Source organism: Streptomyces sp. TLI_171, assembly GCF_003610255.1.
Lineage (GTDB): Bacteria > Actinomycetota > Actinomycetes > Streptomycetales > Streptomycetaceae > Kitasatospora.
Genome location: NZ_RAPS01000001.1, coordinates 4,201,573 through 4,227,453 on the forward strand (window position 1 = coordinate 4,201,573; position 25,881 = coordinate 4,227,453).

The following is a 25,881-nucleotide window of genomic DNA, read 5'->3' on the forward strand; positions in this document are numbered from 1 at the left end:
GCGCGGCGGTGTTCCCGCGCGCCTCCGGTCCGCTACCCGCGGAAGGCCGCGGTCCCGTTCGGGGTGCCGAGGCCGGTCGGGCCGTCGTAGCCCGGGCCCGCGGTGCAGAGGTAGACCGGGGTGCAGTCCGCCGTGGCTCCGGCGGTGACGTCGTTGAGGGCCGCCGGGTTGCGGTAGGGGAAGGACGCGGGGCGGCTGCCGGCGGCCGGGAGCCCGGCCAGCGCGTAGGTGGCGGCGATCAGCGGGGCGGAGGCGGAGGTGCCGCCGTAGGTGTACCAGCCGTTGCCGCCGTAGGTCTGGTAGACGGCGACGCCGGTCGCGGGGTCGGCGACGGCCGCCACGTCGGCGACGGTGCGGCGGGCGCAGCCGGTGTCGGTCTGCCAGGCGGGCTTGGCCAGCTGTCCCGAGCAGCCGGAGGCGCTGCCCTCGTCGGGACCGGTCGACCAGGCCGACTCGCTCCAGCCGCGGGCCGACGCCCCGTCGGGTCGCAGGGTGGTGCCGCCGACGGCGACGACGTGCGGCGAGGAGGCGGGGAAGTTGACGCCGTACCCGCCGTCCCCGGAGGCGACCGCGATGACGACGCCCGGGTGGTCGAAGTACCGGCTGTCGTAGCTCGCCGCGTTGCCGCTCTCGGCCGCGCCCCAGCTGATCGACACGTACTGCGCGCCGAGCGCGACGGCGGTGTTCACCGCGGCCCCGAGGTTGCCGACCGCCGCGCTGTCCGCCTCGACCAGGATCAGCCGGGCCTGGGGGGCGAGCGCCGAGACCATCGCGAGGTCGAGGGCGATCTCGCCGGCCCACGCGGAGTCGGCGCGGGGGAGCTTGCCGCCGCCGCGCTGGTCGGTCTTGCGGAAGCAGCCGCTGTCGGCGGTGCAGGAGGGCAGCCCGTAGTGGCGGCGGTAGACGTCGAGGTCGGACTCGGCGCGCGGGTGGTCGTAGGCGTCGACCACGGCGATGGTCGCGCCCTCGCCGCCGTCCGCGGGCAGCCCGTACGCGGCGCGCAGCTCGGCGGGGCCGTAACCGCCGTCCGCGTCCGTGGAGCTGACGACCCGTAGCGCCTGGCAGGCGGCGGTGTCGGGACGGGCGGGCGCGGCGCAGCTGTGCACCCAGTGCGGGCCGGCGTGGGCGGGCGCGGCGGCGAGCGCGACGGGCAGGGTGGTGAGCAGGGCGGCGGTGAGGGCGAGGGTGCGCACGGGGGTCTCCGGTCGAAGAGGGTCGGAACCGGAGGCCGGACGAAGGGGGGAGCCCTGCACCCGCCGGTTCGCGGGGGTGCAGGGAGTGTTGACGGAAGATCAGATCAGTATGCGCACTGTCGGCCGGGCGTCACTCCGCCGGCAGATGGTCGACGGTGCCGACCTGGATGCCGGCCTGGCTGTGCCGGCGGGAGGGCTCGCGGCCGGGCGGCTGGGTGGGCCGCTCGGCGGGGGAGGCGGCCTTGGCGGTCGGGCGGCTGACCGACTTGCCGGCCTCGACCCGCAGCGGCTCGTCGTCGTGCAGGACGGGCAGCACGCTGCCGCGGCGCAGCGTGTAGGTGGTGGTCGCGTGCGTGATGTCGACCCGCAGCAGGTGCTCGCGGACCGTCATGGAGAAGCACAGCCGCTGCAGTCCGGCGGGCAGCCGGGGCCGGAAGGACAACTGCTCGGTGTGGTCGCGCAGCCCGCCGAACCCGGCCACCAGGGCGATGCACGCGCCGGCCAGCGAGGCCATGTGCAGGCCGTCGCGGGTGTTGCCGCCGAGGTCGTGCAGGTCCATCAGGGCGGCTTCGGCAGTGTAGTCGTAGGCCAGGTCGAGCTGCCCGACCTCGGCCGCGATGACGGCCTGGGTACACGCGGAGAGCGAGGAGTCGCGGACGGTCAGGCGCTCGTAGTAGGCGAAGTTCCGGGCCTTCTGCTCGGCGGTGAAGGCGTCGCCGCGGACCTGCATGGCGAGCACCAGGTCGGCCTGCTTGACGACCTGTTTGCGGTACAGGTCGAAGTACGGGTAGTGCAGCAGCAGCGGGTACTTCTCCGGCGGGGTGGCGTCGAAGTCCCAGAGCTGGTGGTCGGTGAAGCCGTCGGCCTGCGGGTGCACGCCGAGCTGCTCGTCGTACGGGATGAACATCTTGTCGGCGGCGTCGCGCCAGGCCGCGGCCTCCTCGGTGTCCACGCCCAGCTGCGAGGCCTCGCGCCGGTGGCGCAGCGCCACGCTGGCCGCGTTCCACAGGTTGGACTGCGCCATCACGTTGGTGAACACGTTGTTGTCGGCGACCGCCGAGTACTCGTCGGGCCCGGTGACGCCCTCGATCCGGAAGTTGCCCTTGGCGTCGTGGTGGCCGAGCGAGCGCCACATCCGGGCGGTCTCCACCAGCAGCTCCAGGCCGTAGGTGCGCTCGAACTCGGTGTCGCCGGTGGCCCGCACGTAGCGGACCGCGGCGGCCGCGATGTCCGCGCCGATGTGGAACGCCGCGGTGCCGGCCGGCCAGTACCCGGAGCACTCCTCGCCGCGGATCGTCCGCCACGGGAACACCGCGCCCGCCAGGCCGAGCTGGGCCGCCCGCTCCCGGGCCATCGGCAGCGTGGTGTGCCGCCAGCGCAGCGCCTGCTTCACGGCGTCCGGCAGGCAGTAGGTGAGCACCGGCAGCACGAAGGTCTCGGTGTCCCAGAACGAGTGCCCGTCGTAGCCGGGCCCGGTCAGGCCCTTGGCCGGGATGGCCCGCTCCTCGCTGCGGGCGCCCGCCTGCAGCACGTGGAACAGCGCGAAGCGGACGGCCTGCTGGAGCTCGACGTCGCCCTCGATCTCGATGTCGCTGTCGTGCCAGAACCGGCCGAGGAACTCCTTCTGCTCGGCGACCAGCCCGTCCCAGCCGGTGTACCGGGCGGCGGTCAGCGCGGCCTCCACCTGGTCCCGGACGGCGGGCAGCGACCGGGTCGCCGACCAGCCGTAGGCGATGTACTTGACCAGGCGCAGCTTCTGACCCGCGTTCAGCACCGTGGTGGCGGTGATCCGGGCCTGGTCGTCGGCGCACTCGGCGGCGGTGTCGATCCGCTCCGGGCCGTCGATCACGTGGTCGATCCCGGCGGCCACCCGCAGCCCGGAGAACCGGGTGCGGTGCACCAGCACGCCCTTGGTGCCGTCGGCGTGCCGCAGCTCGCCCGCCAGCGGGGCCTCCAGCACGGCCGCCGCCCGCGGGTCGCCGTCGCCGGCGCCGCCCGGCAGCTGCTCGTTGGCGACCAGCTCGGACTGCAGCACGATCCGCACCGGGCCGTCCACGGCCTCCACGGTGTAGTCGATCGCGCACACCGCCCGCTGGGTCAGCGACACCAGCCGGGCCGAGGTGATCCGCACCGTCCGCCCGGCCGGCGAGGTCCACTCGGCCTCCCGGCGCAGGATGCCGTCCCGGAAGTCCAGGCTGCGGCGGTGGCTGCGCAGCTCCCCGTACCGCAGGTCGAACGGCTCGTCGTCGACCAGCAGCCGGATCAGCTTGCCGTTGGTGATGTTGATGACGCTCTGCCCGGACTCCGGGAAGCCGTAGCCGCTCTCCGCGTACGGCAGCGGCCGCAGCTCGAACACGCCGTTCAGGTAGGTGCCGGGCAGGCCGTGCGGCTCGCCCTCGTCGAGGTTGCCGCGCAGCCCGATGTGGCCGTTGGACAGCGCGAACACCGACTCGGCGCGGGCCTGCCCGGGCAGGTCCAGACCGTGCTCGGTGATCCCCCAGGGATCGACGGTGAACGCCTCCGACGGACTCATGACCCCGCCTCGCTCCGCTCGGTGGTTCGCCCGCTCATCGGCCCTCCTCGATCAGCTCGGACAGGTCGTCCACCACCAGGTCCGCCCCGTGCTCGCGCAGCGCCCCGGCCTGCCCGGTGCGGTTGACGCCCACCACGGCCCCGAACCCGCCGGCCCGGCCGGCCGCCACGCCCGCCAGCGCGTCCTCGAACACCGCGGCGTGCTCGGGAGCGACGCCGAGCTGCTTCGCCGCGGCCAGGAAGGTGTCGGGCGCGGGCTTGCCGGCCAGCCGGTCGCGGGCGGCGGTGACCCCGTCCACCACCACCTCGAACAGGTCGTCGATCCCGGCGGCCCGCAGCACGTCCCGGCAGTTGGCGCTGGAGGACACCACGGCCCGCGGCAGGCCGAGTTCGCGCAGCCGGTGCAGGTACGCCACCGAGCCCTCGTACGGCTGCACGCCCTGTTCGTGGATCATCCGCAGCACGGTGTCGTTCTTGGCGCTCGACAGGCCGTTGACCGTCCGGGCGCCCGGCGGGTCCTGCGGGGCGCCCTCGGGCAGCTCGATGCCGCGCGAGGCGAGGAACTGCCGGGTGCCGTCCAGCCGGGGCCGGCCGTCCACGTACCGGTCGTACTCGCCGACCGGGTCGAACGGCACGAAGGCGCCGCCGGTCCGGTCGGCCTCCGCGCGCAGGAAGGTGTCGAACATGTCCTTCCAGGCCGCGGCGTGCACTTTCGCGGTCTGGGTCAGCACCCCGTCCAGGTCGAACAGGAAGGCCTTGATGCGGTCCGGAAGTCCCAACATGCTGCCAGTCTCACCCGACGGCCGCACTCCATGCCGGTCATCGTCGGAACGGCGCGTCGCGGCGGCGGCCCGGCGGGGAGTCAGCGCGTACGCACCCGGTACTTCGTGCCCGCCAGCGCCTCCAGCTCGGCCTTGAAGGCGGTCCTGTCCGCCTCGGCGACCGCCGAGAACGGGATCATCACGACGCCGCTCGGCCGCAGCTGCACCATCCAGGCGGTGAGTCGCTCGTTCACCGAGACGACCTCCGCCCACGGCACCCGCACCGTGATGTCGTGCTGGGTGCGGGCGATCCCCGCCTCGTCCAGCAGCAGCGCCGTCGGCCCGGACAGCCGCTGCGCGGACATCGCCGCCGCCTTCGCCATCATCCGGTTCTGCAGACCGGCGAACAGGCCCTTGGCGGGCGGGCCCTGGACCACCTCGGCGACCTGATCCGGCGTCAGGTCGTACTGCACGGAGAGCGCCACGGCGCGGTTCCCTTCCCTGGGTGCAGGTGTCGAACACACCTGCGGGCCGAGGGAGGCTACCGTCACTCGGCCTCGACGTGCACCCCCGGGTGCGGGTGGCCGGTCGGCACGAACAGCGGCTGCGGGCGGCCGCTCTGCGCGTAGTCCTTCAACCGGACCACCAACTCCGCCCAGCGGCCCGCCGCCGCCGGCACCGCCGGGGCCGCGTCCGCCGCCCAGCCGAGGTGGCGCAGCAGCAGCAGGGTGTGCCGCGGACCGTCCGGGTGGTCGAAGAAGTCCCAGGTCACGGTGGTGCCCTGCCAGGACGGCGGCACCACCCCGACACTGCGCCAGGCCACCCGTTCCAGATCCGCCCGCTCCCGGCGCAATCGGAACGGCTGCGCCGCGCCGGGAACGGCGACCAGCAGGTCCTCGCCGTCCCGCTCCACCCCCGTGGTCCACCAGGACGTCAGCCCCTCGTGGGTGTCCAGCGCCGCCAGCAGGCGGCCCCGGGACGCCGCGACGTCGATCTGCAGGGCGATCTCGGCCATCGCACTCACCTCACCCCCACGATCCCGCCCCGCCAGGGGCCGGGCAACCGCGTCAGGTGGTGAGCTCCAGCGTCTGGTGCACCGTCGACGGGTCGTCCAGCAGCCGCACCAGGGTGTGCGCCACCTCGTCCCGGGACACCTCGCCGAATCGGTTCGGCGGCGGCGCCAGGTGCGCGTGCCGCTCGGTCGCCGTGTCGGTCAGCGCGCCCGGGCGCAGCACCGTCCAGTCCAGCGGGCGGTCCTTCACCGCCTCCTCGGCCGCCCGCTTCGCCCTCAGGTACGCGTCGAACTCGGGGGTGACCGCCGGATCGCCGATCCGGTCCAGCCCCATCGAGGACACCAGCAGGTACCGCCGCACCCCGGCCCGCTGCGCGGCGTCCGCCAGCAGCACCGCGCCCGCCCGGTCCACGGTCTCCTTCCGCGCCGCGCCGCTGTCCGGCCCGGCGCCCGCCGCGAAGACCACCGCGTCCGCACCCGCCAGGTGCTCCGCCAGCTCCTCCGCCGAGACCTGCTCCAGGTCGCAGACCACCGGCCGGGCGCCCGCCTCGTGCAGGTCCCCGGCCTGCGCGGGATTGCGGATCAGCCCGGCGACCGAGTCGCCGCGCGCGGAGAGCAGCCGCGAGAGCCGCAGCGCGATCTTGCCGTGTCCACCTGCGATCACCACGTCCATGGCAGCTGACGCTACCCGCGGGCGCCGGGCCCGGGACCGAGGCGCGCCCGGCCTACTCCCTGGGCGGGGGCGACAGCCGGGAGGTCACGCCGACCCGGTTGAGCGCGTTGATCGAGGTGATCAGCGCGATCAGATGGGCGAGTTCGGCCTCCGCGAAGTGCTTCGCCGCCTCCTCGAACACCTCGTCGGGGACGTGCGTCCCGGCGAGCAGCGTCACCGATTCGGTCAGCGCGAGGGCGGCCCGCTCGCGGGCGGTGAAGTACGGCGTCTCCCGCCACGCGGACAGGGTGTACAGCCGGTGCTCGGACTCCCCGTTCTTCCGGGCGTCCGCGGCGTGCAGGTCCAGGCAGTACGCGCAGCCGTTGAGCTGCGAGGCGCGCAGGTTGACCAGCTCGGTCAGCACGGGGTCGGCGAGGCCGGTGATCGCGGCCCGCGAGGCCGCCAGCAGGTGACGGTGGAACTCGGGGGCCAGCTCGCGCAGCGAGATCCGCCGGACGGGAGCCGGAACGGTGGCGTGATCGGTCATACGGCCCACCGTAGGCCGGAGTTGGACCGGCGGTGTGGTTCATTTGACCCATGACTTCCTGGGCCAATTTCGGCGGGGACCTGCACCTCGACCTGGACGCCGGCCGCGCCCGCGGCCTCGGCCTGCGCGCCGCCCTGGAGGACGCCCTGCGCACCGCCGTCCGGGACGGCCGGCTCGCCGCCGGCACCCGGCTGCCGTCCTCCCGGGCCCTCGCCCTCGACCTTGGCATCGCCCGCAACACCATCGCCGAGGCCTACACCCAGCTCGCCGCCGAAGGCTGGCTGACGTCCCGCCAGGGCTCCGGCACCGTGGTCGCCGAACGCGGCCCGCAACCCGCCCCCGCCGCCCCGCCCCCCGGTCTGCGACCCGGCCCGGCCCCCCGCCACGACCTCAGACCCGGCTCCCCCGACCTCAGCCGCTTCCCCCGCACCGCCTGGCTGGCCGCCGCCCGCCGCGCCCTCGCCACCGCCCCGCACGAAGCCTTCGGCTACGGCGACCCGCGCGGCCGGACCGAACTGCGCCGCGCCCTCGCCGGGTACCTGGCCCGGGCCCGCGGCGTGCGCACCGACCCCGAGCGGCTGCTGATCTGCACCGGCTACGCCCAGGGCCTCGGCCTGCTCTGCGCCGCCCTGCGCGACCAAGGGCTCACGGCCGTCGCCGTCGAGGAGTACGGACTGCCCCCGCACCACGCCGTGATCGCCGCCCGGGGCCTCGCGCTGCGCCCGCTGCGCCTGGACGCCGACGGCGCGCTGACCCCCGACCTGGCCCGCACCGACGCCGGACTGGCCGTCCTCACTCCCGCCCACCAGTTCCCCACCGGCGTACCCCTGCGGGCCGCCCGGCGGGCCGCCGCCGTGGACTGGGCCCGGCAGACCGGCGGCTACCTGCTGGAGGACGACTACGACGGCGAGTTCCGCTACGACCGGCACGCCGTCGGCGCCATGCAGGCCCTCGACCCGGAACGCGTCGTCTACGCGGGCACCGCCTCCAAATCCCTCGCCCCCGGCCTGCGACTGGCCTGGCTGGCGCTGCCCGCCGAACTCGTCGAACCGGTCGCGCGGCACAAACGGCTGGCGGACGGGCAGAGCGGCGCCACCGAACAGCTGACCCTCGCCGAACTGATCGACTCCGGCGGCTACGACCGGCACGTCCGGCGCAGCCGCCACCTGCTGCGCCGCCGCCGGGACCGGCTGGTCCAGGTGCTCGCCGAACGCGCCCCGGACGTCCGGGTCACCGGCATCCGGGCCGGCCTGCACGCCGTCCTCGAACTGCCCGCCACGGCCGGCACCGAGGAAGAACTCCTCGGCCGCGCCCGGGCGGCGGGCCTCGCGCTGAACACCCTCGGGTGGAGCCTGGTCGCCGGAGCGACACCCCGGCCGGGCCGGCCGCCCGGGCTGGTCATCGGCTACGGCGCCCCGCCCGAGCACGCCTTCGAGGCCGCGCTGGACGCGCTGTGCCGGCTGCTCGCGTCCTGACGGCGGGTCAGCCCTTGTGCGAGCCGACGAAGAACAGCAGGAACAGGAACCCCACGAAGACGTGCCCCGACACGATGTAGATCCACACCCGGATCCACACCCGGTTGGAGGCGCGGTAGCCCGCGTCGAAGGTCTCCTTGTACTGCGGAACGGCCGGGTGCGCGGCGGGTCGGGGCTGGGTGGTGTCGGCCATGGCGGTCTCCTGACGGTGGTGGCGGACGAGGGGTTCGACGGAGGTCCGACGGCTACAGGCGCGGGGCGTCGCCCAGGCACAGGTCGCCGCCGGGGCTCTGCAGCAGGGTGTGGACGAAGATCAGATCGAGGCCGGCCGCCGAATCCGCGGCGATGCAGTGCGGGGTCAGCGAATCGAAGTGCGCCGAATCACCCTCGTCGAGCAGGTGCACCCGGTCGCCCAGAGTCAGCCTCATCCGGCCCTTGGTGACGAACAGCCACTCCTCGCCCGGGTGCACCCGCACCACCGCGTCCTGCACGCTGGGCGGGACGTGCACCCGCAGCGCCTGCATGGCCCGGCCCGGCGCACCGGCCCGCCGGTACCCCCAGCCGCCGGCCCGCCCCGGTTCGATCGCGCCGCCCCGGATCACCGGATCCGGCTCGCCCGGCTGCTCGCCGAGCAACCCCGAGACACTCGTCCCGTACGCCCGGGCCAGACCCAGCAGCACCGGCAGCGAAGGCTGGCGCCTCCCGGTCTCCAGGCGCGACAAGTAAGCTGGCGACAGGCCGACCCGGGCCGCCGCGGCCTCCAGCGTCAGCCGGCTGGAGTTCCGCTGTTCCCGCAGCCGCGCGCCGAGACCCGCGACCTCCTGGTCGTCGCCGAGAGGGCTTTCCGTCATGCCCCCAGTGCACACCCGCCCTGCCTCCTGGGCAACAACTTTGCCTCCCAGGCAAACCCCGTACTCCCCCCGCAGCCCCCTCCGGCACTCCGACCGATCGCGCCGGCCTCAGGGGCGGGGGATGTTGCGGAGGTTGGAGCGGGCCAGGTCGATCATTTTGCCCACCCCGCCGGTGAGGACGGTGCGGCCGGCGGCGAGGGCGAAGCCCTTGAGCTGGGCGGCGGTGATGTGCGGGGGGATGGAGAGGGCGTTGGGGTCGGTGACCACGTCGACCAGGGCGGGGCCGGGCCGGTCGAGGGCGTCGGTCAGCACCTCGCGGATCTTCGCCGGGTCGGTGACCCGCTTGGCGGGGATGCCGCAGGCGCGGGCGATGGCGGCGTAGTCGACGTCGCCGTTGTCGATCTCGGCCTCGGGGTAGCCGGAGACCAGCATCTCCAGTTTGATCATGCCGAGCGCCCCGTTGTTGAACACCACGGTCTTCACCGGCAGCCGGTACTTGGCCACGGTGAGCAGTTCACCGAGCAGCATGCCGATCCCGCCGTCGCCCGACATCGAGATCACCTGCCGTCCGGGGAAGGCGAGTTGGGCGCCGATCGCGTGCGGCAGGGCGTTCGCCATCGAGCCGTGCAGGAAGGAGCCGATCACCCGGCGCCGCCCGTTGGGGGTGAGGTAGCGGGCGGCCCAGACGTTGCACATGCCGGTGTCCACGGTGAAGACGGCGTCGTCCGCGGCTACCTCGTCCAGGACGGCGGCCACGTACTCGGGGTGGATCGGCCGGTGCTTCTCGATGCCCTTGGTGTACGCGCCGACCACGGTCTCCAGCGCCTTGCAGTGCCGGTCGAGCATGCCGTCCAGGAACCGGCGGTCGGTCTTCTGTTCCAGGAGCGGCAGCACCGCCCGCAGGGTGGCCGCGACGTCCCCGTGCACGGCGAGCTCCAGCGGGGTGCGGCGGCCGAGCCGGGTGGCGTCGTGGTCGACCTGCACGGTGCGGGCCTGCGGCAGGAAGGAGTCGTACGGGAAGTCGGTGCCCAGCAGCAGCACCAGCTCGGCCTCGTGCAGAGCCTCGTGGCAGGCGCCGTAGCCGAGCAGCCCGCTCATCCCGACGTCGTACGGGTTGTCGTACTGCACCCATTCCTTGCCGCGCAGCGAGTGCCCGATCGGGGCCTGCAGCGTGCCGGCGAGCTGCAGCAGTTCCTCATGGGCGTCGCGGACGCCCGCGCCGGCGAAGACGGTGACGGTGCGGGCGGAGTTCAGCGCCTCGGCGAGCGCCTGGACCTGGGACCACGGGGGCGCGGCGACGGCCTGCTCGGTCAGGAAGGTGCTGCGGCCGGTGGGCGCGGGGGCGGTGAGGGCGGCGATGTCGCCGGGGAAGGCCAGCACCGAGACACCCGGGGAGCCGAGCGCGTGCTGGATGCCGACGCGCAGCAGGCGGGGCAGCTGGGCCGGGTTGGTGAGCATCTCGCACCAGCTGCTGCAGTCGGTGAACACCCGCTCCGGGTGGGTCTCCTGGAAGAAGCCGGTGCCGATCTGCGCGGACGGGATGTGCGAGGCCAGTGCCAGGACCGGGACGCCGCTGCGCTGGGCGTCGTACAGGCCCTGGATCAGGTGGGTGTTGCCGGGGCCGCAGCTGCCCGCGCAGACCGCCAGCCGACCGGTCAGCTCGGCCTCGGCGGCGGCCGCGAACGCCCCGGCCTCCTCGTTCCTGACGTGCACCCAGGAGATGCCCTCGGCCCGGCGGATGGCGTCCACCACCGGGTTGAGGCTGTCCCCGACCACCCCGTAGACCCGCTCCACCCCGGCCTGCTGGAGCACTTCCACCATCTGGTCGGCCACGTTGCCCACGGGGATCACCTCACGCCACGACAGAAACGGACATGACGCACGATATAGGGCAGGCGGGGGCAATCCCGGCTAGTGGCCGTCGACCGTCGCGCCCAGGGCCTCACAGACGCCGGTGGTGGAGTCGGTGAGCGGGCCGACCACCGGGTACCGGGCGAGGTCGCGATGGCAGAGCTCGGCGGTGGCGGGGAGTGCCCCGTGGTAGCCGGTGTCCAGGCCCTGGGCCTGGGCGAGGCCGCCGGTCTGGGCGATCGGGGCGGCCTCGGCGGGGGCGGCGGTGAGGGCCAGGCCGGCCATCGAGAGGGCGGCGAGCGCGGTGAGCTTCTTCATGGCAAGTGCAACGAGAGCCGCCCCCGGCCGGTCACGTGCATTGCTCCGGCGGGGGCGGCCGACGGTCGGTCAGGAGGTGTGCACCCGCAGGCTGCTGATGCTGTTGCTGACGAAGGAGGCGATCGGCTTCGGCTCCTCCCCCTCGGCCAGCCGCAGGCCGGGGAAGCGGGCGAACAGCTCGCGCAGCGCGGTCTCGGCCTCCAGCCGGGCCAGCGCGGAGCCGATGCAGAAGTGCGGCCCGTGCCCGAGCGAGAGGTGCCGGGCCTCCCGGGTGAGGTCGAAGCGGTCCGCCTCCGGGTAGTGGTCGGCGTCCCGCCCGGCCGCCGCGTAGGAGGCGAGCATGGCCTCGCCGGCCCGGATCACCAGGTCGCCGAGCCGGATGTCCTCGGTCGCGTAGCGCATCGGGAACTGGCCGACCGGGCTGTCCCAGCGCAGCGTCTCCTCGACCACCGCGGACCAGCCCACCTCGCCGTCGAGCACCAGTCGCAGCTGCTCGGGGTGGGTGAGCAGGGCGCGGACGGCGTTGCAGATCAGGTTGAGGGTGGTCTCGTGGCCGGCCACCACCAGCTGCAGCAGGGTGCCGATCAGCTCCGCCTCGCTGAGCCGGTCCTGCTCCTCGCGGGCGGCGATCAGCGCGGTGGTGAGGTCGTCGGCGGGCTCGGCCCGCTTGGCGGCGACCACCCCGGCCAGCAGCGCGTTCAGCTCGCGGGCGGCGGCGGCGCCCGCGCCGGGAGTGGCCGAGGAGGAGACCACGGTGTTGGACAGCTCGTGCAGCCGGTCCTGCTCGTCCTTGCTGAGCCCGAGGAAGGTGCCGATCACGTGCATCGGCAGCGGGTACGCGAAGGCGGAGCGCAGGTCGACCGCGCCGTCGGCCGCGGCGACCCCGTCCAGCAGCTCGGCGACCAGCTGCTCGATCGCCGGGGCCAGCGCGGCGATCCGGCGCGGCGTGAGGGCCTGCGAGACCAGCCCGCGCAGCCGCCGGTGGTCGGTCCCGTCGGAGGTGGTCATGCCCGGCACGGTGATGAACGTCATCAGCGGCCAGCCCTCGGGGAGACGGCCCTCGCGGAACAGGCTCCAGTGCTCGGCGCTCTTGGCGACCCGGGGATCGGCCAGCAGTTCCTGCAGGGTGTCGTGGCGGGCTATCGCCCAGACCACCACGCCGCCAGGGAGTTCAACCAGCGCCGCCGGTCCGGCCGCCCGGAGCTGCTCGTTCTCGGCGTGCTGGCCGGCTCCGAGCGGGTCGAGTCTGCGGGGCCGGAGCTGCTCTGCGGTGATGTCCATGGGGTCCTCTCGGGCGTGGCGGTGCGGGTCGGTACGAAGGCGCTGTACAGCACCGGGAGGCTGACCAGGGCGCGCGACCAGGGGGACGGGCGCCACTTCAACTCGTGGGCGGGAACCGCGAGCTGCAGGTCGGGGAGGCAGTGCAGCAGGGTCTCGATCGCGGTCTCGACGATCAGCCGGGCCGGGTCCTGGGCGGGGCAGACGTGCCGGCCCGAACCCCACGCGAGGTGGGCCCGGTTGCCGGCGATGCCGTCCGGGCCGTGCACCGACGGGTCGTCGTTGGCGCCGGCCAGGCCCTGCACCAGCATGTCGCCCGCACTGATGTACTGACCGCCCAGCACGGTGTCCGTCACCGCCCACCGGCCGGGGAAGTTCTGCACCGGCGGGTCGCGCCAGAGCACCTCGTCCAGGGCGTCGGCGACGGTGGCCCGGCCGCCGGTCAGGGTGGTGCGGAAGCGGCGGTCGGTGAGCAGCAGCCGCACCGTGTTGCCGATCCAGTTGATGCACGGCTCGTTGCCCGCCACCAGGATCACCATCAGGTGGTGGACCACCTCCTCGTCGGTCAGCCCGACGGGGTGGGTGATCAGCCAGGACGCCAGGTCGGCGCCCGGCTCCACCCGGCGGCGCTGCACCAGGTCGGCGAGCAGCCCGAAGAACTCGGCGGCGGCGCGCTGCGAGTCCCGGCCGCTGTCCACCAGGCTGGTGATCAGCCCGACCAGGTGCGGGCCGTCCTCGGCGGGCAGGCCCAGCAGCCGGGTGAACACCAGCAGCGGCAGCCGCCGGGTGAACTGGCTGACCAGGTCCGCGGTGCCGTCCGGCCCCCAGCTCTCGATCAGCGCCAGCGCCGCGGCCTCGGTGGTCTCGCGCAGCCTCCGGTGGTCGATCCTGGCCAGCGTGTCGGCCACCGCGGTGCTCAGCCGCTGGTGCTCCGCGCCGTCCATGCTCTGCAGGGTCGGCCGCCACATGGTCATCGGCACCAGGTGCGAGTCGGGCCGCAGCCGGCCCTCCCGGTGCACCCGCCAGCGCCGCGAGTCCTTGGAGAACTGCTGCTCGTTGCGCGTCAGTTCGAGCAGCTCCGGGTAGCCGATCACCAGCCAGGCCTCGACCCCCGGCTCCAACTCGATCGGCGCCACCGGGCCGTGCTCGGCCCGCAGCCGGGCGTACAGCCGGTGCGGGTCCTCGGCGACCGCCGCGCCGTACAGCGGGGAGCCCTGCGGGCGGGCGTACGGGCAGCCCGCGGCCGCCGTCTGCTCGGGGACGGTCATGACGGCTCCAGGGTGCCCGCGTGCAGGTGCTCCACGAAGGCGACCAGCAGGTGGTGGGCGGCGTCGGCGTCGCGGACGTCGCAGGACAGGATCGGCACCCCGGGCAGCAGGTCGAGCGCGGCCCGCAGCTCCTCCTCGGGGTGGTCGGGGGTGTCGGGAAAGACGTTGACCGCCACCACGAACGGGATCCGCTGCTCCTCCAGCAGCCCGAGCACGTCGAAGCACTCCTCGATCCGCCGGGTGTCCACCAGCGCGATCGCCCCGAGCGCCCCGCGCGACAGGTCCTCCCACAGCGGCCAGAACCGCTGCTGGCCGGGCGTGCCGAACAGGTACAGCGCCAACTGCTCGCTGAGCGTGATCCGGCCGAAGTCGAGCGCCACCGTGGTGGTGGTCTTGTCCGGACGACCCGTCAGGTCGTCCACCCCGGCGCCCGCCGCGGTCATCGTCTCCTCGGTGCGCAGCGGCGCGATCTCGCTGAGCGAGGCCACCAGCGTGGTCTTGCCGACCCCGAACGGGCCGGTCACCAGGATCTTCACCGCCCCTTGGACGGTGGCCGGCAGGTACGAGGGTTCAACGGAGCTGACGGAGGCCAACGAGCACCTCCTCCAGCAGTGTGAGCGGGACCCGCTCGGCCTGCCGCACCGGCGGCAGCACCTGAACGGCCCCGAGGTCAAGGAGATCGCCGACCAGCACCTTCAGCACGCTGATCGGCAGGCCGAGGTGGGCCGCCACCTCGGCGATCGACAGCAGTTCCCGGCACATCGCCAGGATCGACTGCTGCTCGCGGTTGAGCGCCGTCGGATCGACCGCGGCCCCCGGCACGGTCCGCACCAGGCTCTCGAACTCCAGCACGTTGCGGCTGGCCCGGCTGCGCCCGCCGGTGATGACGTACGGCCGTACCGGCCCGCGCCTCACCGCAGGTCTCCAGCCGCGGCGTGCTCCTGCCGCGGCGCGACGCTCAGGTGGCTGCCGATCCGCTCGACCAGCATCTGCATCTGATAGGCCACCAGGCCCGCGTCCACCGACTCGCCGGCCACCACCGCCAGGTGGGTGCCCGCGCCGGCCGCGACCACGAACAGGTAGCCGCCGCCGTACTCGATGATGATCTGCCGGGTGGGGCCGTCACCGAACCCGCTCGCCACCCCCCGGGACAGCGACTGCAGTCCGGAGCAGGCGGCGGCCAGCCGCTCGGCGTCGTCCCGGCCGATCTGCGGGCTGCGGCCCATCTCCAGGCCGTCGTTGGACACCACGACGGCGTGCTGGACCTCGGGGACGGAGACGATGTCCGTCAGCATCCAGCCGAGATCAGGGTTGGTGGTCATGGGAGTCTCCCGAGCGCTGGGGCAGTTGGGGGGAAGCGGGGAATTCGTCGTGGCGGTCCGCGGCGGACCGCCGGTCCTGCTGCGCGGCCGAACGGCCGTCGGCGGTCCCGGACTGGAACAGCGACATGAAGGCCTGCGCCTCGCGCGCGGAGCGCGGCGGCACCGACGGCTCCACGGCCCGGAACGGCTCCTGCGGGGCGCGGTCGCGGCGGTTCACCCGCCGGGGCAGACCGCCGTTCTGCGCCGGCACGGTGTGCGCGGCCCCGCCCGTGGGGAAGGTCGGGCGGGCCGGCGGCGGCGCGGCCGCCTCGGCGCGGGCGGCGGCCACCGCGGCCGGGCCGCTCACCGTCAGGGGGTCGGTGAGCAGTGCGGACGGCAGCAGCACCACCACCCGCACACCGCCGTACGGCGAGGGCGCGGAGTGGATGGTGACCCGGAAGCCGTACTGGTCGGCGAGCCGGCCGACCGCGGCCAGGCCCAGCTGCGGGACCTCGCCGATCCGGGACACCTCCAGCGAGCCGCCGCCGGCCAGCGCCTCGGCGGCCTTGGCCACCGTCACCTCGGTCATGCCGACGCCGCAGTCGTCGATCTCGATCACCGCGCCGTTGTGGACCGGCATCAGCGTGACGTACACCTGCGAGCTGGGCGGCGAGTACCGGGTGGCGTTGTCCAGCAGTTCCGCGACCGCGTGGATCAGCGCCTCGGCGACGGCGCCGAGCACCGCGGTCTCCACCCGGCTGTGCACCACCACCCGCTGGAACGGCAGGATCCGGCCCTGCGCGCCGCGCACCACGTCCTCCAGCGCGACCGGCTCCGGCCAGTGCCGGCCGGCCCGGGAGCCGCACAGCACCGCCAGGGTCTGGGCGAGCCTGGCCTGCTGGGCGGCGGCGTGGTCGGCCCGGAGCAGCCCTTCGAGCAGCATCGGGTCGTCGTGGGTGCGCTCCATCTCGTCCAGCCCGGCCTGCTGGTCGTGCGCCATCACCAGGATGCGGCGGGCCACGCTGAGGAACGCCCGCCGGGTCGCGGCGTTGATCTCCTGCTCGCGCTGGGCGCTCTCCGCACCGGCCTTCCGGTCGGCCAGTTCGGTGGTCAATCTGACGCGGGCGTCGGCGAGTTGGCCCTCGGCGGCAGCGAGTCGACCGCGCAGGGTGCGGGTGACGGCGCGGGAGCGGGCAGCTGCCGCCACGGCGAGGAGGGCGAGCAATGCGGCGGCTGCCAGGCACCATTGAGTGGTCGTCACGCGCGAATTCTAGGGCGGCGTTACTACTGCCGTATGAACGGATCGGAGCTTCGCTGTTCAGATCACGTCAATGTCGGACAGATCCACCGGCCGCGGCCGAAAATCAGCTATCGAGCCGGTGGAGCAGCAGCAACGCCACGTCGTCCTGCCGGACTTCACGCTCCGTCACATTGAGCGTCAGCAGGTCCGCCAGCCGCTCCAGCGCCTCCGGCCGCCCCAGCCGGTCCGCCCCGCCGGCCTCCGCCGCCCACAGCTCCAGCCCGCCCAGCATCCGCAGCACCGAGTCGTCGTAGTCCTCGTCCCGGACCTCCACCAGCCCGTCCGTGTAGGCCAGCAGGGTCTCGCCCGGCGCCAACCGGGCCTCGGCCAGCGGGTACCGCACCTGCGCCAGCACCCCGAGCGGCGGGCCGCCCGGCAGCTCCAGCTCGCCCGCCCCGCCCGCCCCGATCCGCACCGGCTGCGGATGCCCCGCCCGGGCCGCCCGCAGCTCGCCCGTCGCCGGGTCCAGCACCACGTACAGGCAGGTCGCGAACAGCTCGGTCTCCATCTCGGAGAGCAGCCGGCTGGTCCGCTCCAGCGTCGCCGCCGGATCGTTGCCGTCCGTCGCGTACGCCCACAGCCCCGAGCGCAACTGGCCCATCACCGCGGTCGCCTCCGCGTTGTGGCCCTGCACGTCCCCGATCACCAGCCCGACCCGGCCCTCCGGCAGCCGCAGCAGGTCGTACCAGTCCCCGCCGATCTGCATCCCCTCGGTCGACGGCAGGTAGCGCGCCGCCGAGGCGACCCGCGGCAGCACGGGCAGCGACCGCGGCAGCATCGCCCGCTGCAGCTCGCTGGCCCGCTCGTGGTGCACGTCGTACAGCCGGGCCCGCTCCAGCGACTGCGCCAGGATGCCCGCGAACGCCGAGAACATCGTCCGGTCCTCGCGACTGAACGCGCGCTCGGCGGCGAAGGTGATCAGGCAGGAGCCGACCTGCCGGCCCGAGGCCACCAGCGGCAGCACCGTCCACGCGCCCGGCGCCCGCTCGCCCCGGCCCCGCGGGCCCGGTTCGCTGAACAGCGGCGTGGCCCGGGCCAGCACGTGCTCCATCACCCCGCTCGCCAGCTCGTGCAGCCGGTTCAGCTCCGCCCGGTGCGGACCGCCGAACACCGCCGGCGACACCGGCAGCAGCCGGCCCTCGTCCACCAGGTCCAGCACCACGCTGGTCGCGCCCAGCGCCGGCCGCGCCACGTCGGTCAGCGCCGTGGTCACCTCACGCACCGTCACCGCGCGGGACAGCGCCCGGGTCAGCGCCAGCAGCAGCGTGGACCGCGCCCCCGCCGCCGCGGCCGACGGCCCGCCCGCGGCCTCCGGCCGCCACGCCCGCCCGGTCAGCAGGCCCGCCGTGCGCACCGGCCGCTGGTGCACGTCCAGCATCACCTCGCCGGCCTCGTCCACCAGCGCCACCGAACCGTCCGGCCGCAGCACCCGGTACGAGAGCCGGTACGGGCCGCCGGTCGCCAACGCGTCCGCCAGGCCCGCCTGCACGTCCGGCAGGTCCTCCGGGTGCACCAGGCCCGCCAGGTCCGGGGCCTCCCCGGTCGGCCCCGGCGGCTCCAGGCCCACCACCCGGTACGCCTGCGCGTCCCACAGCGTCTCGCCGGTGACCAGGTCCCGCTCGAACGCCCCGGCGCCCGCCGACCGCACCGCCAGCGAAACCAACTGGCCGTCCCCAGGCAGCAGTTCGCTCCTGACCCCGACCGGCCCCGGATCCGCCGCGCGCACGTGGTCCAGCAGGTGCGCCAGCCGGTGCGCCGCCACCTCGGCCAAGGTCTCCAGCAGCTCGACGTCCCGCTGCGGGACCGAGCCGCGGTGCGCCAGCGCCAACGCGAGCGAACCCAGCGGGTCACCGTCCACCACCAGCGGCAGCACCGCCAGCGCGACCAGGCCGGTCCCCGTGCCCGCCGTGGTGTTCGGATAGTCCGTACTCGTCTGCTGCGGGCTCAGCAGCACCGGCGCCCGCTGCCGCAGCGCCACCGCCGCCGGCAGCTCGCCGGCCGGATCCACCACCCCGTACTTGCGGTGCACCCAGTCCGGCAGCTCGTGCGAGACGGTCAGCCGCAGCGTCCCGCCGTCCAGCAGGTAGAGCGCCGAACCCGCACCGGTGATCCACGCCGGGCCCTCGGCCAGCAGCGCCGCCAGCACCTCAGCCGCGCTGGACGCCCGCAGCAGCGCCCGCACGCACCGCAGTTCGGCGCGGCCGGCACGGCGGGACGAGGTCTGGTCCATGAGCGCCCGGCCCTTCCGCTCGACGTGCCGGCGCTGACCATCTTATGGACGTACCGGGCAAGCAGGTGCTTTCACGACACGTGCGGATTCGACCGTATTTCCGACAGTCTGCTACTGGCCGTCGACCTCGCCGTACGCCTCCTGGCGCCGGGCCTCGACCGGGCGCAGGGAGCGCAGCCCGCGGATCACCCCGAGGCCGCGCGCCACGGCGGCACCCCACCCCGCGGACCCGGCGGCCTGCGCGGCGAGCGCTCCCGGGTTCTCGTCCGGCGCCGTGCGGGGGGACGGGATGAGTCCCGTACCAGCCTCGACGTGCTGAGTCGGCTGCGGCATCGCCCTGTCCTCCGTGCTTGTCGGTCACACCCGTGGAAGGTCTCCACGCGGTATGACTTCCCGACCGAAGGACAGTGTTACGCACCGGCGATGACAGAACGGTGCGAGAAAGGTTGCGAAACGGTGTGGACGGCGCACTACCGGACATAGCGCGCCGGGCGGCTCAGAGCTGCTGGTCCGACGCCACGTTCTGCGCGAAGTCCTCGTCCAGCGCCAGGTCCGGGGCCGAGACGGTGTCCTTGAGCGGGCCGGTGCCGACCTTCTCCGGCGAGGCGTGCGCGGCGCTGGGAGCGGTGAGCGAGGCGACCACGCCGACGGCGAGCGAGGCAAAGGCGAGCATGCTGCGCTTCTTCATACCCGGTAGAACGCGGCAGCCCCCCGGGAGGTCACGGGGCCTTCGCGCCCGGCCAGTTGGCCAGGCCCTCGACCAGCACCCCGGTCAGCCGCTCCAGCGTGGTGTCCGTGCCCTCGGCGAGCTGGAACGCCCCCGCCGTGGACAACGAGGCGTATCCGTGGGCCGTCGCCCGCAGGGTGCGCACCGCGTGGACCGCCTCCGAGCCGTCCAGCCCGTAGCCGCGGAGCACCGCGAACAGCACGTTCACCAAGCGCTCGGCGGCGGCCTGCAGCTCCGGGTCGGGGTCGGGCGCCTGCGGCAGCGCGGCATAGCGCCGCGGATGCCGCAGGGCGTACTCGGCGTACGCGGCGAGCAGCGCGCGGACCGCCTCGTCGCGGGCCAGGCCGAGAACGGCGGCGGCCAGCTGGTCGGTCAGCTCCTCGGTGGTGCGGACCGCGACCAGGCGGCGCAGTTCGGCGAGGCCGCCGGAGACGTGCTTGTAGAGGGAGGGGGTGGCGACGCCGGCCTTCGCGGCGACGGCGGCCAGCGTGAGGGCGTCGGCGCCCTGCGCGTCGATCAGGTCGAGGGCGTGGTCCACCACGGCGGCGGGGGAGAGTCCGGCACGGGGCATCAGCGGGGGTCCTGGTTCTGCTCGTTCGGTGGTTCGGCCGGTTCGGCGGACCGCTCGGTCCGGTGCGCCCGCCCGCTCAGCGGCTCAGGTCGGCCAGGAAGGGCAGCATGGCATCCGCGACGGCCTGCGGGTGGCTGGCCATCGGGTAGTGGCCGGCGTTCTCGATCATCACCTTGCGGCCGCGCAGCGCGGCGCTCTGCCGGTCGGCGACCAGCTCCGGCTTCGGGAAGTCGGGGTCCCGGTCGCCCATCACGACCAGCGCCGGGGTGTCCACCGCGGCGCACCAGCCGATCGGCGCGGAGTCGCCCTTCAGGTAGCCGCGCAGCGCGCCCTTGCGGGCGGGCTCGCGGAGCATCTCGGCCAGGCCGGCCCGGTAGGCGTCGAAGTCGGCCGGGCGCTCGGTGGGGTAGTAGAACTTCTGCAGCGCGCTCCACAGCCCGGGGAAGGCCGCGACCAGCGGGCCGACCAGGCCGAACAGCGCCTTCTGGAAGCCGTTCAGCGGCAGGTTCTCGACGAAGGCGTCGATCAGGACCACGCCGCCGGTGCGCTCGGGGGCCAGGGCGGCCGCCCGGACCACGGTGGCGCCGGTGTAGGAGCTGCCGACCAGGACGGCGCCGTGCAGATCGAGGTGGACGAGCAGGGCGACCAGGTCGTCCGCGATCGCGGCCGGGCCGTGGTCGGCGAAGCCGGTGGAGGACTCGCCGAGGCCGCGCAGGTCCATGGTGACCACCCGGTGGCCGGCGGCGGTCAGCAGCGGGGCGAGGTGGCGGTAGGCGGATCGCTTGTCGAGCATGCCGGGGAGCAGGACCACGGGGACGCCGGCGCCGGGGGTGTCGTCGTAGGCGATCCGGCCGCCGGTGACGTCGAGGTACTGGGTGGTGGTGCCGAGGGTGCTGTTCATCGCGGGCCTCCTGGCGGGCGTCCGGCGCTCCGGGCTCTTCGGGCCCGGCTGACTGCCGATAGCCATAAAGCTAAGGCTAATAGCCTTAGCCGTCAACCCCGACGGTCCGGCCCGGATCCGCTGCCGCTCCGGCGCGCCCGCCGGACGGTCCGTCAGATCCCGTCCACCTTGAACGGGTCGTGCTCGGCGAGCAGCTTCTCCAGGCGGGCCTGGTCGACCCGGCTGTTCAGCGCACCCTCCTCCTGGCGGTCCCGGATCACCTTGGCCAGCGTGAACGCGGAGGTGATCTGGTAGAGCAGGCCGACGGCGAGGAAGGCGCGCATCCAGGCGCTGACCGGCAGGTAGGCGATCCCCAGGGCGAGGGCGACCGTGGCGAGGGCGAAGGACGCGACGGCCTGCAGGTGGTAGGCGGCGGTGGTGGTGCGGCGCGGCACGGATGCGGTCATGGCACCAGGGTCCCGTCGGGGTGTCGCCGGGTCGTGAGTACGGATACTCAACCCTGCTGTCACGGTCCGTCATGGGTCCTCTGGTGAACCATCACAAATCGCCCATAGGCCGTCAGGAAAGTTTCACTGCCTCTCGGTAGGAGCTTGGAATCATGGGGTCCATAGGATTAACGTTTGATAACGCAGCGCGGTCGGCAACGCCGTAACCATGCGGCACCGTGCGCCACGCCTAATCCACCGGGCCTGCCCCAAGGTAGGTCCAGGAGCCGGGGAACCACGTTCCACCGGGGTGAATCGGGACGGCCCTGGGCCCGACCGTAGGAGACCTTCCACCTCCGAACCCGTCAGCTAACCCGGTCGGCGAGAGGGAAGGAAGGAGCACGCCTCCGTGGCGTCGACCTACACCGAGAGCACCGGCACCCAGCTGCTCGACCACCCGGTCGAGACCGAGATCGCCCGGCACCGGCTGCCCCGCCAGTCCCGCACCGGCGCCCCCCTGCTGGGCGTCACCGCGATGACCGCCGCGCTCGGCGCCACCACCGGACTCGCCGCCGCCCCCGCGCAGGCCGTCGCCCCGGCACCCGCCGTCACCGCCGCCGACGAAGCCTCCGACGGGCTGCTCGCCGCCGACCCCGGGCTGGCCCTCGCCGCCCGCATCCAGCAGCAGGCCGACGGTCAGCGGACCGCTGCCGACGAAGGGGCCCGGATGGCGGCCGCCCAGGACGCCGAGGCCAAGCGCGCCGCCCAGCAGGCCGAGGCCGAACAGGCCGCGCACGCCCTGCCGGTCACCGGCTACCGGCTCACCGCGCAGTTCGCGCAGGCCGGCGCGCACTGGGCGCACCTGCACACCGGACTGGACTTCGCCGCCCGCACCGGCACCCCCGTCACCGCCGTCACCGGAGGCGCCGTCACCTCGGCGGGCTGGTCCGGCGCGTACGGCTACCGCGTCATCCAGACCCTGCCCGACGGCACCGAGCTCTGGTACTGCCACCTCTCCCGGATCACCACTGCAGCCGGCCCCGTCACCTCCGGCACCGTGCTCGGCGCGGTCGGCGCCACCGGCAACGTCACCGGGCCGCACCTGCACCTGGAGGTCCGCCCCGACGGCGGCGCCCCCACCGACCCGCTGCCCTGGCTGCAGGCGCTCGGCCTGCAGCCCTGACCGCGGGCGGCGCTCAGTACTCCTCGGGCGCCAGGTCGGGGAACTCCTCCAGCAGCAGCCGCGCCAGGCCCGGCACCGTCCACTCCCCGCACAGGTCGATCGCCGCCTGCGCCACCGCCTCCTCGAACTGCTCGAACTCCCCGGCCAGTTCGGCCGGCATCGGCAGCCCGCGGGCGGTCAGCTCGGCCAAGTTGCGGTAGGACCGGTGCATCAGTCCCTGCTCCAGCAGCCGCCGCGCCCCGTCGGTGGACACCCCGACCAGCAGCGGCCGGCCCGGCTGCCCCCAGTTGCCGTCCCCGTCCAGGCCCGGCACCCGGTCGAAGGCCGCCTGCCGTTCCTCCTCCGGCAGCTCGCGGAACGCCTCCAGCCAGCCCCGCACCTGCTCCAGCTCGTGGACCGGCACCCCGTCCGCGCGCAACAGCAGCGCGTACAGCCGCGGCCAGGTCACCAGGTCCGCCCGGCGCAGCAGCGACACCAGCACCTCGCCCTGCCAGTCCGCCTCCGCGCGCAGCTTCTCCCAGCGCTTCGCGTTCAGCCGCCGGGCCGCCCGCTGATGGTCGATCAGCAGCCGCACCGCCGCCCCGTACGCCGCCGGATCGCCGTCCGGCTGCACGTACAGGTGCACCTGCTCGTACAGCAGGTGCTCCAGCACCGGCGAGGACAGCTCGGGGAACCCGTCGTGCAGCCGGGCCCCGCCCAGCTCCAGCAGGGTCAGGACGGTCCGCACCGCCGGCTCGGGCACCGGGTCGAGGCCCGCCCCGTCCGCCCAGGCAAGCAGTTCGGCGGCGCGGGTGCGGGGGAGCAGGTGCAGGTCGTCGTCGTCCACCCAGGTACGGTAGCCGGTCCCAGCCGGCCCGCCCGGTAGGGTCGGCAGCCATGGAAACCGTCCGGCTCGCCGGCCCCCGGCTCACCCTGCGGGAGTACCGGCACACCCCGGAGGAGGTCGCCGCCCTGCACGCCGTGCACGGCGACCCCGAGACCGTCCGCCACCTCCCGTTCGACGTCCGGGACTTCGAGGACTGCGCCGACCAGATCGAGCTCTACCTGGAAGCCGCCGAGGAGTCCCCGCGCACGCACTACCGCCTCGCCGTCGACGACCCCGCCGGAACGCCGATCGGTCAGGCCGCCCTCACCCGCGAGGACGAGCACACCGCCCAACTCGGCTGCGTCCTGCGCCGCGACACCTGGGGCCGCGGCCACGCCGGCGAGGTCACCGCGCTGCTCTGTGCCCTCGGCTTCGACATCCTCGCCCTCCACCGCCTGCACGCCCGCTGCGACCCCGCCAACCCCGCCGCCGCCCGCGTCCTGGCCCGGGCCGGCTTCCGGTACGAGGGCCGGATCCGCGCCGAGTCCCACCACGGCGGCCGCCGGCACGACGCCCTCCAGTACTCCCTGCTCGCCCCCGAATGGCGGCAGGCCCGAGGCGGCACCGGGGGTTAACCCCACCACCGAGTGGGCAGCAGGCCTCATTCCGCCGGCCCGGGCGGCTGCGGCACCTTGGAAGGGTGCCAGGCACCGCCGACCGGCGGGGCCGCCCCGACGATCCGAAGGGCCTGCGGAATGTCCACCGCTGCGTACCCCGCCGCCACCGGCGACCACCACCACGGCCGGCCCGGGTTCTGGCGCGCCCCGTTCTCCGGGTACACCTTCCGGGAGTTCGGCTACGCGCTCAGCGGCCTGCCGATGGCCGTGCTCGGCTTCTCGCTGGTCGTCCCGCTGTTCTGCAGCGGCCTCGGCCTCGCGCTCACCATGCTCGGCCTGCCCGTGCTCGCACTGCTGCTGGCCGTCGCCCGCGGCCTCGGCGCCGCCGAACGGCAACGGGTCCGCTCGCTGCTCGACCTCGACCTGCCCGGCCCGGCCGACGTGACGGTCCGTCGGGAGGGCGTGTGGGGTGCGATCACCGCCCGGCTCGCCGACGCCGCCGGCTGGAAGGCCGCGTTCCACCAGTTCGTGATGCTCCCCTGGGCGATCCTCAGCTTCACGCTCTCCACGGTGTTCTTCACCCTCGGCTGGTCTCTCGCCCTGTTCCCGCTCTACCAGTGGGTGTTCCACCGCTACACCCCGTGGAACGGCTACCGGGTCGCCGACTGGACGGACTCGCACGGCGTCCACCACGTCTACGAGCTCACCGAGCTCTGGCAGATCGCCGGCGTCTGCCTGCTCGGCCTGGTCCTCGTCTTCCTCACCCCGCAGCTGATCCGCGCCCTCACCAACACCAACCGCTTCGCCGCCCGGACGCTGCTGGCCGGCCACTGAACGTGCGACACCCCCGGGCCCGTGGTCGGATGACTGCGGGCCCGGGCCGCACCCCCGGGCCCGTCGAACGCCCGGAGGCCCCGCGCATGACCCTGACGTCCGGACCGCCGACCGTCGCGCCGCCGGTCCTGGTCACCTCCCGGCCGCTCGACGAGTACTGCGCCCTCTTCGGCCTGACCCGCGCCGCCCTCGGCCGCCTCACCGGCCCCGTCCTGGACTGCCCCGGCGGGGCCGCCGGACTCGCCGCCGAGGCCCGCGAACTCGGCTGCGAGGTGGTCGCCGCCGACCCCGGCTACGCGCTCGGCCCGCACCGGCTGGCCGCCCTCGCCGCCGCCGGCCGCGACCGGATGGCCGAGGCCATCCACCGCGAGCCCGCCCGCCACCTGCCCGCCCGGCACCGCCGCCCCGACAAGTACCTGCGCAGCTGGGACCGGGCCCGCCGGCTGTTCGCCGCCGACGCGGTCGCCCGCCCCGAGCGGTACATCGCGGCCGCGCTGCCCCGGCTCCCGTTCGCCGACGGCACCTTCGCACTGACCCTCAGCTCGTACCTGCTGTTCGCCTACCCGGCGGTGTTCGCCCCCGCCGACCAGCTCCGCGCCCTGCGCGAACTCGTCCGGGTCACCGCCCCCGGCGGCGAGGTCCGGGTCTACCCGCTGCACGACCACCTGAGCCGGCCCTGCCCCCACCTGACCGAGCTCCACGCGGCGCTCCGCCACCACCGGATCGCCGCCCGCGTCCTGACCACCGACCGCGCTCGCCGCGTGCTGGTCCTGCGCCGCCGGCGCTGAGGGCCGTACTGCCGCCCGGGAACGCAGACGGCCCGTGGGCTGCTTCCTCGGGCCGGGGCCCCGCTGGGCGGGGTCGGCGGTCGAGGCACCGGGGATGTACCGGTGAGCCCACGGGCCGGGTGACTGCTTGGGATTCGCCTGAGCCGGAGGCCGAAGGCCCCGACACTGCACAGGCAGGGGCGGCTCTAGCGAGCAGCCACCTCACGCATCCTGAAAGTACTCAACTCAGGATCACCTCCTTTCAGTGTGCCGCCACCATAGGCACCCCCCGCCGCCACAGGCAACGGATTTATCCGCCGGGTTCCGGCGGCGCGCACGACGAAGGCCCGGAGGCGGTGCCTCCGGGCCTTCGTGCTACTGAGTAGCGGGGACAGGATTTGAACCTGCGACCTCTGGGTTATGAGCCCAGCGAGCTACCGAGCTGCTCCACCCCGCGTCGGTGAACACGACTCTACGTGAGT

28 protein-coding genes, 1 tRNA gene and 1 riboswitch are annotated in these 25,881 nt (G+C 74.3%); of the genes, 5 read left to right on the plus strand and 24 right to left on the minus strand.

Annotated features, from left to right (window positions below; all coding sequences use genetic code 11):
- Positions 1–32 precede the first annotated feature (32 nt).
- From BX266_RS19260 to BX266_RS19290, 7 genes are all read right to left on the minus strand, one after another.
- The gene (locus BX266_RS19260) at positions 33–1,193 is read right to left on the minus strand and encodes a S8 family serine peptidase (protein WP_099901491.1); all 1,161 of its coding nucleotides are present in this window, start codon (positions 1,191–1,193) and stop codon (positions 33–35) included.
- Positions 1,194–1,323: 130 nt separating this feature from the next.
- Positions 1,324–3,726 carry a glycoside hydrolase family 65 protein gene (locus BX266_RS19265; protein WP_099901493.1) on the minus strand — a complete coding sequence of 801 codons (2,403 nt, stop codon included), beginning with the start codon at positions 3,724–3,726 and terminating at the stop codon, positions 1,324–1,326.
- Between the two features lie 34 nt (positions 3,727–3,760).
- Complete coding sequence (locus tag BX266_RS19270) at positions 3,761–4,507, minus strand: HAD family phosphatase (protein WP_180290536.1); 747 nt, start codon at positions 4,505–4,507, stop codon at positions 3,761–3,763.
- An 80-nt stretch (positions 4,508–4,587) separates the two neighbouring features.
- Positions 4,588–4,971: a YcxB family protein gene (locus tag BX266_RS19275; RefSeq protein WP_099901495.1), complete on the minus strand. Its 384-nt coding sequence runs from the start codon at positions 4,969–4,971 to the stop codon at positions 4,588–4,590.
- Between the two features lie 62 nt (positions 4,972–5,033).
- Entirely contained in the window at positions 5,034–5,501 is a 468-nt protein-coding gene (locus BX266_RS19280) for an SRPBCC domain-containing protein (RefSeq protein ID WP_099901497.1), read from the minus strand.
- A gap of 52 nt (positions 5,502–5,553) precedes the next feature.
- A complete protein-coding gene (locus BX266_RS19285) occupies positions 5,554–6,171 on the minus strand; it encodes an SDR family oxidoreductase (protein WP_099901499.1) in 618 nt (205 codons plus the stop codon).
- 52 nt (positions 6,172–6,223) lie between these two features.
- Positions 6,224–6,697, minus strand: coding sequence for a carboxymuconolactone decarboxylase family protein (locus tag BX266_RS19290; RefSeq protein ID WP_099901500.1), 474 nt, complete (start codon positions 6,695–6,697; stop codon positions 6,224–6,226).
- A 50-nt stretch (positions 6,698–6,747) separates the two neighbouring features.
- On the opposite strand from BX266_RS19290, the gene BX266_RS19295 reads away from it, so the two are divergent.
- A complete protein-coding gene (locus BX266_RS19295; protein ID WP_099901502.1) occupies positions 6,748–8,172 on the plus strand; it encodes a PLP-dependent aminotransferase family protein in 1,425 nt (474 codons plus the stop codon).
- 7 nt (positions 8,173–8,179) lie between these two features.
- Here BX266_RS19295 and BX266_RS39310 read toward each other — a convergent pair whose 3' ends face one another.
- The 15 genes from BX266_RS39310 to BX266_RS19370 form a co-directional block, all read right to left on the minus strand.
- Positions 8,180–8,365, minus strand: a complete 186-nt coding sequence (locus tag BX266_RS39310) for a DUF6126 family protein (RefSeq protein WP_220659691.1) — start codon at positions 8,363–8,365, stop codon at positions 8,180–8,182.
- Between the two features lie 52 nt (positions 8,366–8,417).
- On the minus strand, positions 8,418–9,023 hold the full coding sequence (locus BX266_RS19305) for a helix-turn-helix domain-containing protein (protein ID WP_099901504.1): 606 nt from the start codon (positions 9,021–9,023) through the stop codon (positions 8,418–8,420).
- 108 nt (positions 9,024–9,131) lie between these two features.
- Positions 9,132–10,871, minus strand: coding sequence for a pyruvate dehydrogenase (locus BX266_RS19310; RefSeq protein WP_099908055.1), 1,740 nt, complete (start codon positions 10,869–10,871; stop codon positions 9,132–9,134).
- A gap of 63 nt (positions 10,872–10,934) precedes the next feature.
- Positions 10,935–11,192 (minus strand): hypothetical protein, encoded by a 258-nt coding sequence (locus BX266_RS19315; protein WP_099901506.1) that lies wholly within the window; start codon positions 11,190–11,192, stop codon positions 10,935–10,937.
- 69 nt (positions 11,193–11,261) lie between these two features.
- Positions 11,262–12,473, minus strand: coding sequence for a cytochrome P450 (locus BX266_RS19320; protein WP_099901509.1), 1,212 nt, complete (start codon positions 12,471–12,473; stop codon positions 11,262–11,264).
- Positions 12,474–13,734: 1,261 nt separating this feature from the next.
- On the minus strand, positions 13,735–14,331 hold the full coding sequence (locus BX266_RS19330; protein WP_099901511.1) for an ATP/GTP-binding protein: 597 nt from the start codon (positions 14,329–14,331) through the stop codon (positions 13,735–13,737).
- Positions 14,309–14,653: a DUF742 domain-containing protein gene (locus tag BX266_RS19335; protein WP_099901513.1), complete on the minus strand. Its 345-nt coding sequence runs from the start codon at positions 14,651–14,653 to the stop codon at positions 14,309–14,311. The genes BX266_RS19330 and BX266_RS19335 overlap by 23 nt, the downstream gene beginning before the upstream one ends.
- Positions 14,650–15,060 (minus strand): roadblock/LC7 domain-containing protein, encoded by a 411-nt coding sequence (locus BX266_RS19340; RefSeq protein WP_099901515.1) that lies wholly within the window; start codon positions 15,058–15,060, stop codon positions 14,650–14,652. Before BX266_RS19340 ends, BX266_RS19335 begins: the two co-directional genes overlap by 4 nt.
- Complete coding sequence (locus BX266_RS19345) at positions 15,044–16,300, minus strand: sensor histidine kinase KdpD (protein WP_143686964.1); 1,257 nt, start codon at positions 16,298–16,300, stop codon at positions 15,044–15,046. Before BX266_RS19345 ends, BX266_RS19340 begins: the two co-directional genes overlap by 17 nt.
- Before the next feature lie 103 nt (positions 16,301–16,403).
- Entirely contained in the window at positions 16,404–18,569 is a 2,166-nt protein-coding gene (locus BX266_RS19350) for a SpoIIE family protein phosphatase (protein WP_099901519.1), read from the minus strand.
- A 111-nt stretch (positions 18,570–18,680) separates the two neighbouring features.
- Entirely contained in the window at positions 18,681–18,902 is a 222-nt protein-coding gene (locus BX266_RS19355; RefSeq protein WP_099901521.1) for a hypothetical protein, read from the minus strand.
- 163 nt (positions 18,903–19,065) lie between these two features.
- Positions 19,066–19,257: a hypothetical protein gene (locus BX266_RS38110; protein WP_143686965.1), complete on the minus strand. Its 192-nt coding sequence runs from the start codon at positions 19,255–19,257 to the stop codon at positions 19,066–19,068.
- Between the two features lie 31 nt (positions 19,258–19,288).
- A complete protein-coding gene (locus BX266_RS19360; RefSeq protein ID WP_099901523.1) occupies positions 19,289–19,867 on the minus strand; it encodes a TetR-like C-terminal domain-containing protein in 579 nt (192 codons plus the stop codon).
- 76 nt (positions 19,868–19,943) lie between these two features.
- Positions 19,944–20,768 (minus strand): alpha/beta fold hydrolase, encoded by an 825-nt coding sequence (locus tag BX266_RS19365; RefSeq protein ID WP_180290537.1) that lies wholly within the window; start codon positions 20,766–20,768, stop codon positions 19,944–19,946.
- A gap of 152 nt (positions 20,769–20,920) precedes the next feature.
- Positions 20,921–21,214 carry a YiaA/YiaB family inner membrane protein gene (locus BX266_RS19370; protein WP_099901527.1) on the minus strand — a complete coding sequence of 98 codons (294 nt, stop codon included), beginning with the start codon at positions 21,212–21,214 and terminating at the stop codon, positions 20,921–20,923.
- 216 nt (positions 21,215–21,430) lie between these two features.
- A riboswitch (cyclic di-AMP (ydaO/yuaA leader) is annotated at positions 21,431–21,592 on the plus strand.
- A 10-nt stretch (positions 21,593–21,602) separates the two neighbouring features.
- Between BX266_RS19370 and BX266_RS19375 the strand changes: the two genes are divergently transcribed.
- Positions 21,603–22,376 carry a M23 family metallopeptidase gene (locus tag BX266_RS19375; RefSeq protein ID WP_259464759.1) on the plus strand — a complete coding sequence of 258 codons (774 nt, stop codon included), beginning with the start codon at positions 21,603–21,605 and terminating at the stop codon, positions 22,374–22,376.
- 13 nt (positions 22,377–22,389) lie between these two features.
- Here the strand turns inward: BX266_RS19375 and BX266_RS19380 are convergent, their stop codons facing one another.
- Positions 22,390–23,202 (minus strand): hypothetical protein, encoded by an 813-nt coding sequence (locus BX266_RS19380; protein ID WP_099901529.1) that lies wholly within the window; start codon positions 23,200–23,202, stop codon positions 22,390–22,392.
- Between the two features lie 50 nt (positions 23,203–23,252).
- Between BX266_RS19380 and BX266_RS19385 the strand changes: the two genes are divergently transcribed.
- The 3 genes from BX266_RS19385 (at position 23,253) to BX266_RS19395 (ending at position 25,420) form a co-directional block, all read left to right on the plus strand.
- Positions 23,253–23,816, plus strand: coding sequence for a GNAT family N-acetyltransferase (locus BX266_RS19385; RefSeq protein ID WP_099901531.1), 564 nt, complete (start codon positions 23,253–23,255; stop codon positions 23,814–23,816).
- Between the two features lie 120 nt (positions 23,817–23,936).
- Positions 23,937–24,632 (plus strand): sensor domain-containing protein, encoded by a 696-nt coding sequence (locus BX266_RS19390; RefSeq protein WP_099901533.1) that lies wholly within the window; start codon positions 23,937–23,939, stop codon positions 24,630–24,632.
- 86 nt (positions 24,633–24,718) lie between these two features.
- Positions 24,719–25,420: a class I SAM-dependent methyltransferase gene (locus BX266_RS19395; RefSeq protein WP_099901535.1), complete on the plus strand. Its 702-nt coding sequence runs from the start codon at positions 24,719–24,721 to the stop codon at positions 25,418–25,420.
- A 362-nt stretch (positions 25,421–25,782) separates the two neighbouring features.
- Here BX266_RS19395 and BX266_RS19400 read toward each other — a convergent pair.
- Positions 25,783–25,856 (minus strand) — tRNA-Met (locus BX266_RS19400).
- Positions 25,857–25,881 lie beyond the last annotated feature (25 nt).

Bases quoted from the DNA above. Each gene is read 5' to 3' on its own strand.
- BX266_RS19265 (WP_099901493.1), bottom strand. From the start codon at position 3,726: ATGAGTCCGTCGGAGGCGTTCACCGTCGATCCCTGGGGGATCACCGAG.
- BX266_RS19270 (WP_180290536.1), bottom strand. From the start codon at position 4,507: ATGTTGGGACTTCCGGACCGCATCAAGGCCTTCCTGTTCGACCTGGAC.
- BX266_RS19280 (WP_099901497.1), bottom strand. From the start codon at position 5,501: ATGGCCGAGATCGCCCTGCAGATCGACGTCGCGGCGTCCCGGGGCCGC.
- BX266_RS19285 (WP_099901499.1), bottom strand. From the start codon at position 6,171: ATGGACGTGGTGATCGCAGGTGGACACGGCAAGATCGCGCTGCGGCTC.
- BX266_RS19290 (WP_099901500.1), bottom strand. From the start codon at position 6,697: ATGACCGATCACGCCACCGTTCCGGCTCCCGTCCGGCGGATCTCGCTG.
- BX266_RS19295 (WP_099901502.1), top strand. From the start codon at position 6,748: ATGACTTCCTGGGCCAATTTCGGCGGGGACCTGCACCTCGACCTGGAC.
- BX266_RS39310 (WP_220659691.1), bottom strand. From the start codon at position 8,365: ATGGCCGACACCACCCAGCCCCGACCCGCCGCGCACCCGGCCGTTCCG.
- BX266_RS19305 (WP_099901504.1), bottom strand. From the start codon at position 9,023: ATGACGGAAAGCCCTCTCGGCGACGACCAGGAGGTCGCGGGTCTCGGC.
- BX266_RS19315 (WP_099901506.1), bottom strand. From the start codon at position 11,192: ATGAAGAAGCTCACCGCGCTCGCCGCCCTCTCGATGGCCGGCCTGGCC.
- BX266_RS19320 (WP_099901509.1), bottom strand. From the start codon at position 12,473: ATGGACATCACCGCAGAGCAGCTCCGGCCCCGCAGACTCGACCCGCTC.
- BX266_RS19340 (WP_099901515.1), bottom strand. From the start codon at position 15,060: ATGACCACCAACCCTGATCTCGGCTGGATGCTGACGGACATCGTCTCC.
- BX266_RS19350 (WP_099901519.1), bottom strand. From the start codon at position 18,569: ATGGACCAGACCTCGTCCCGCCGTGCCGGCCGCGCCGAACTGCGGTGC.
- BX266_RS19355 (WP_099901521.1), bottom strand. From the start codon at position 18,902: ATGCCGCAGCCGACTCAGCACGTCGAGGCTGGTACGGGACTCATCCCG.
- BX266_RS38110 (WP_143686965.1), bottom strand. From the start codon at position 19,257: ATGAAGAAGCGCAGCATGCTCGCCTTTGCCTCGCTCGCCGTCGGCGTG.
- BX266_RS19360 (WP_099901523.1), bottom strand. From the start codon at position 19,867: ATGCCCCGTGCCGGACTCTCCCCCGCCGCCGTGGTGGACCACGCCCTC.
- BX266_RS19365 (WP_180290537.1), bottom strand. From the start codon at position 20,768: ATGAACAGCACCCTCGGCACCACCACCCAGTACCTCGACGTCACCGGC.
- BX266_RS19370 (WP_099901527.1), bottom strand. From the start codon at position 21,214: ATGACCGCATCCGTGCCGCGCCGCACCACCACCGCCGCCTACCACCTG.
- BX266_RS19385 (WP_099901531.1), top strand. From the start codon at position 23,253: ATGGAAACCGTCCGGCTCGCCGGCCCCCGGCTCACCCTGCGGGAGTAC.
- BX266_RS19390 (WP_099901533.1), top strand. From the start codon at position 23,937: ATGTCCACCGCTGCGTACCCCGCCGCCACCGGCGACCACCACCACGGC.
- BX266_RS19395 (WP_099901535.1), top strand. From the start codon at position 24,719: ATGACCCTGACGTCCGGACCGCCGACCGTCGCGCCGCCGGTCCTGGTC.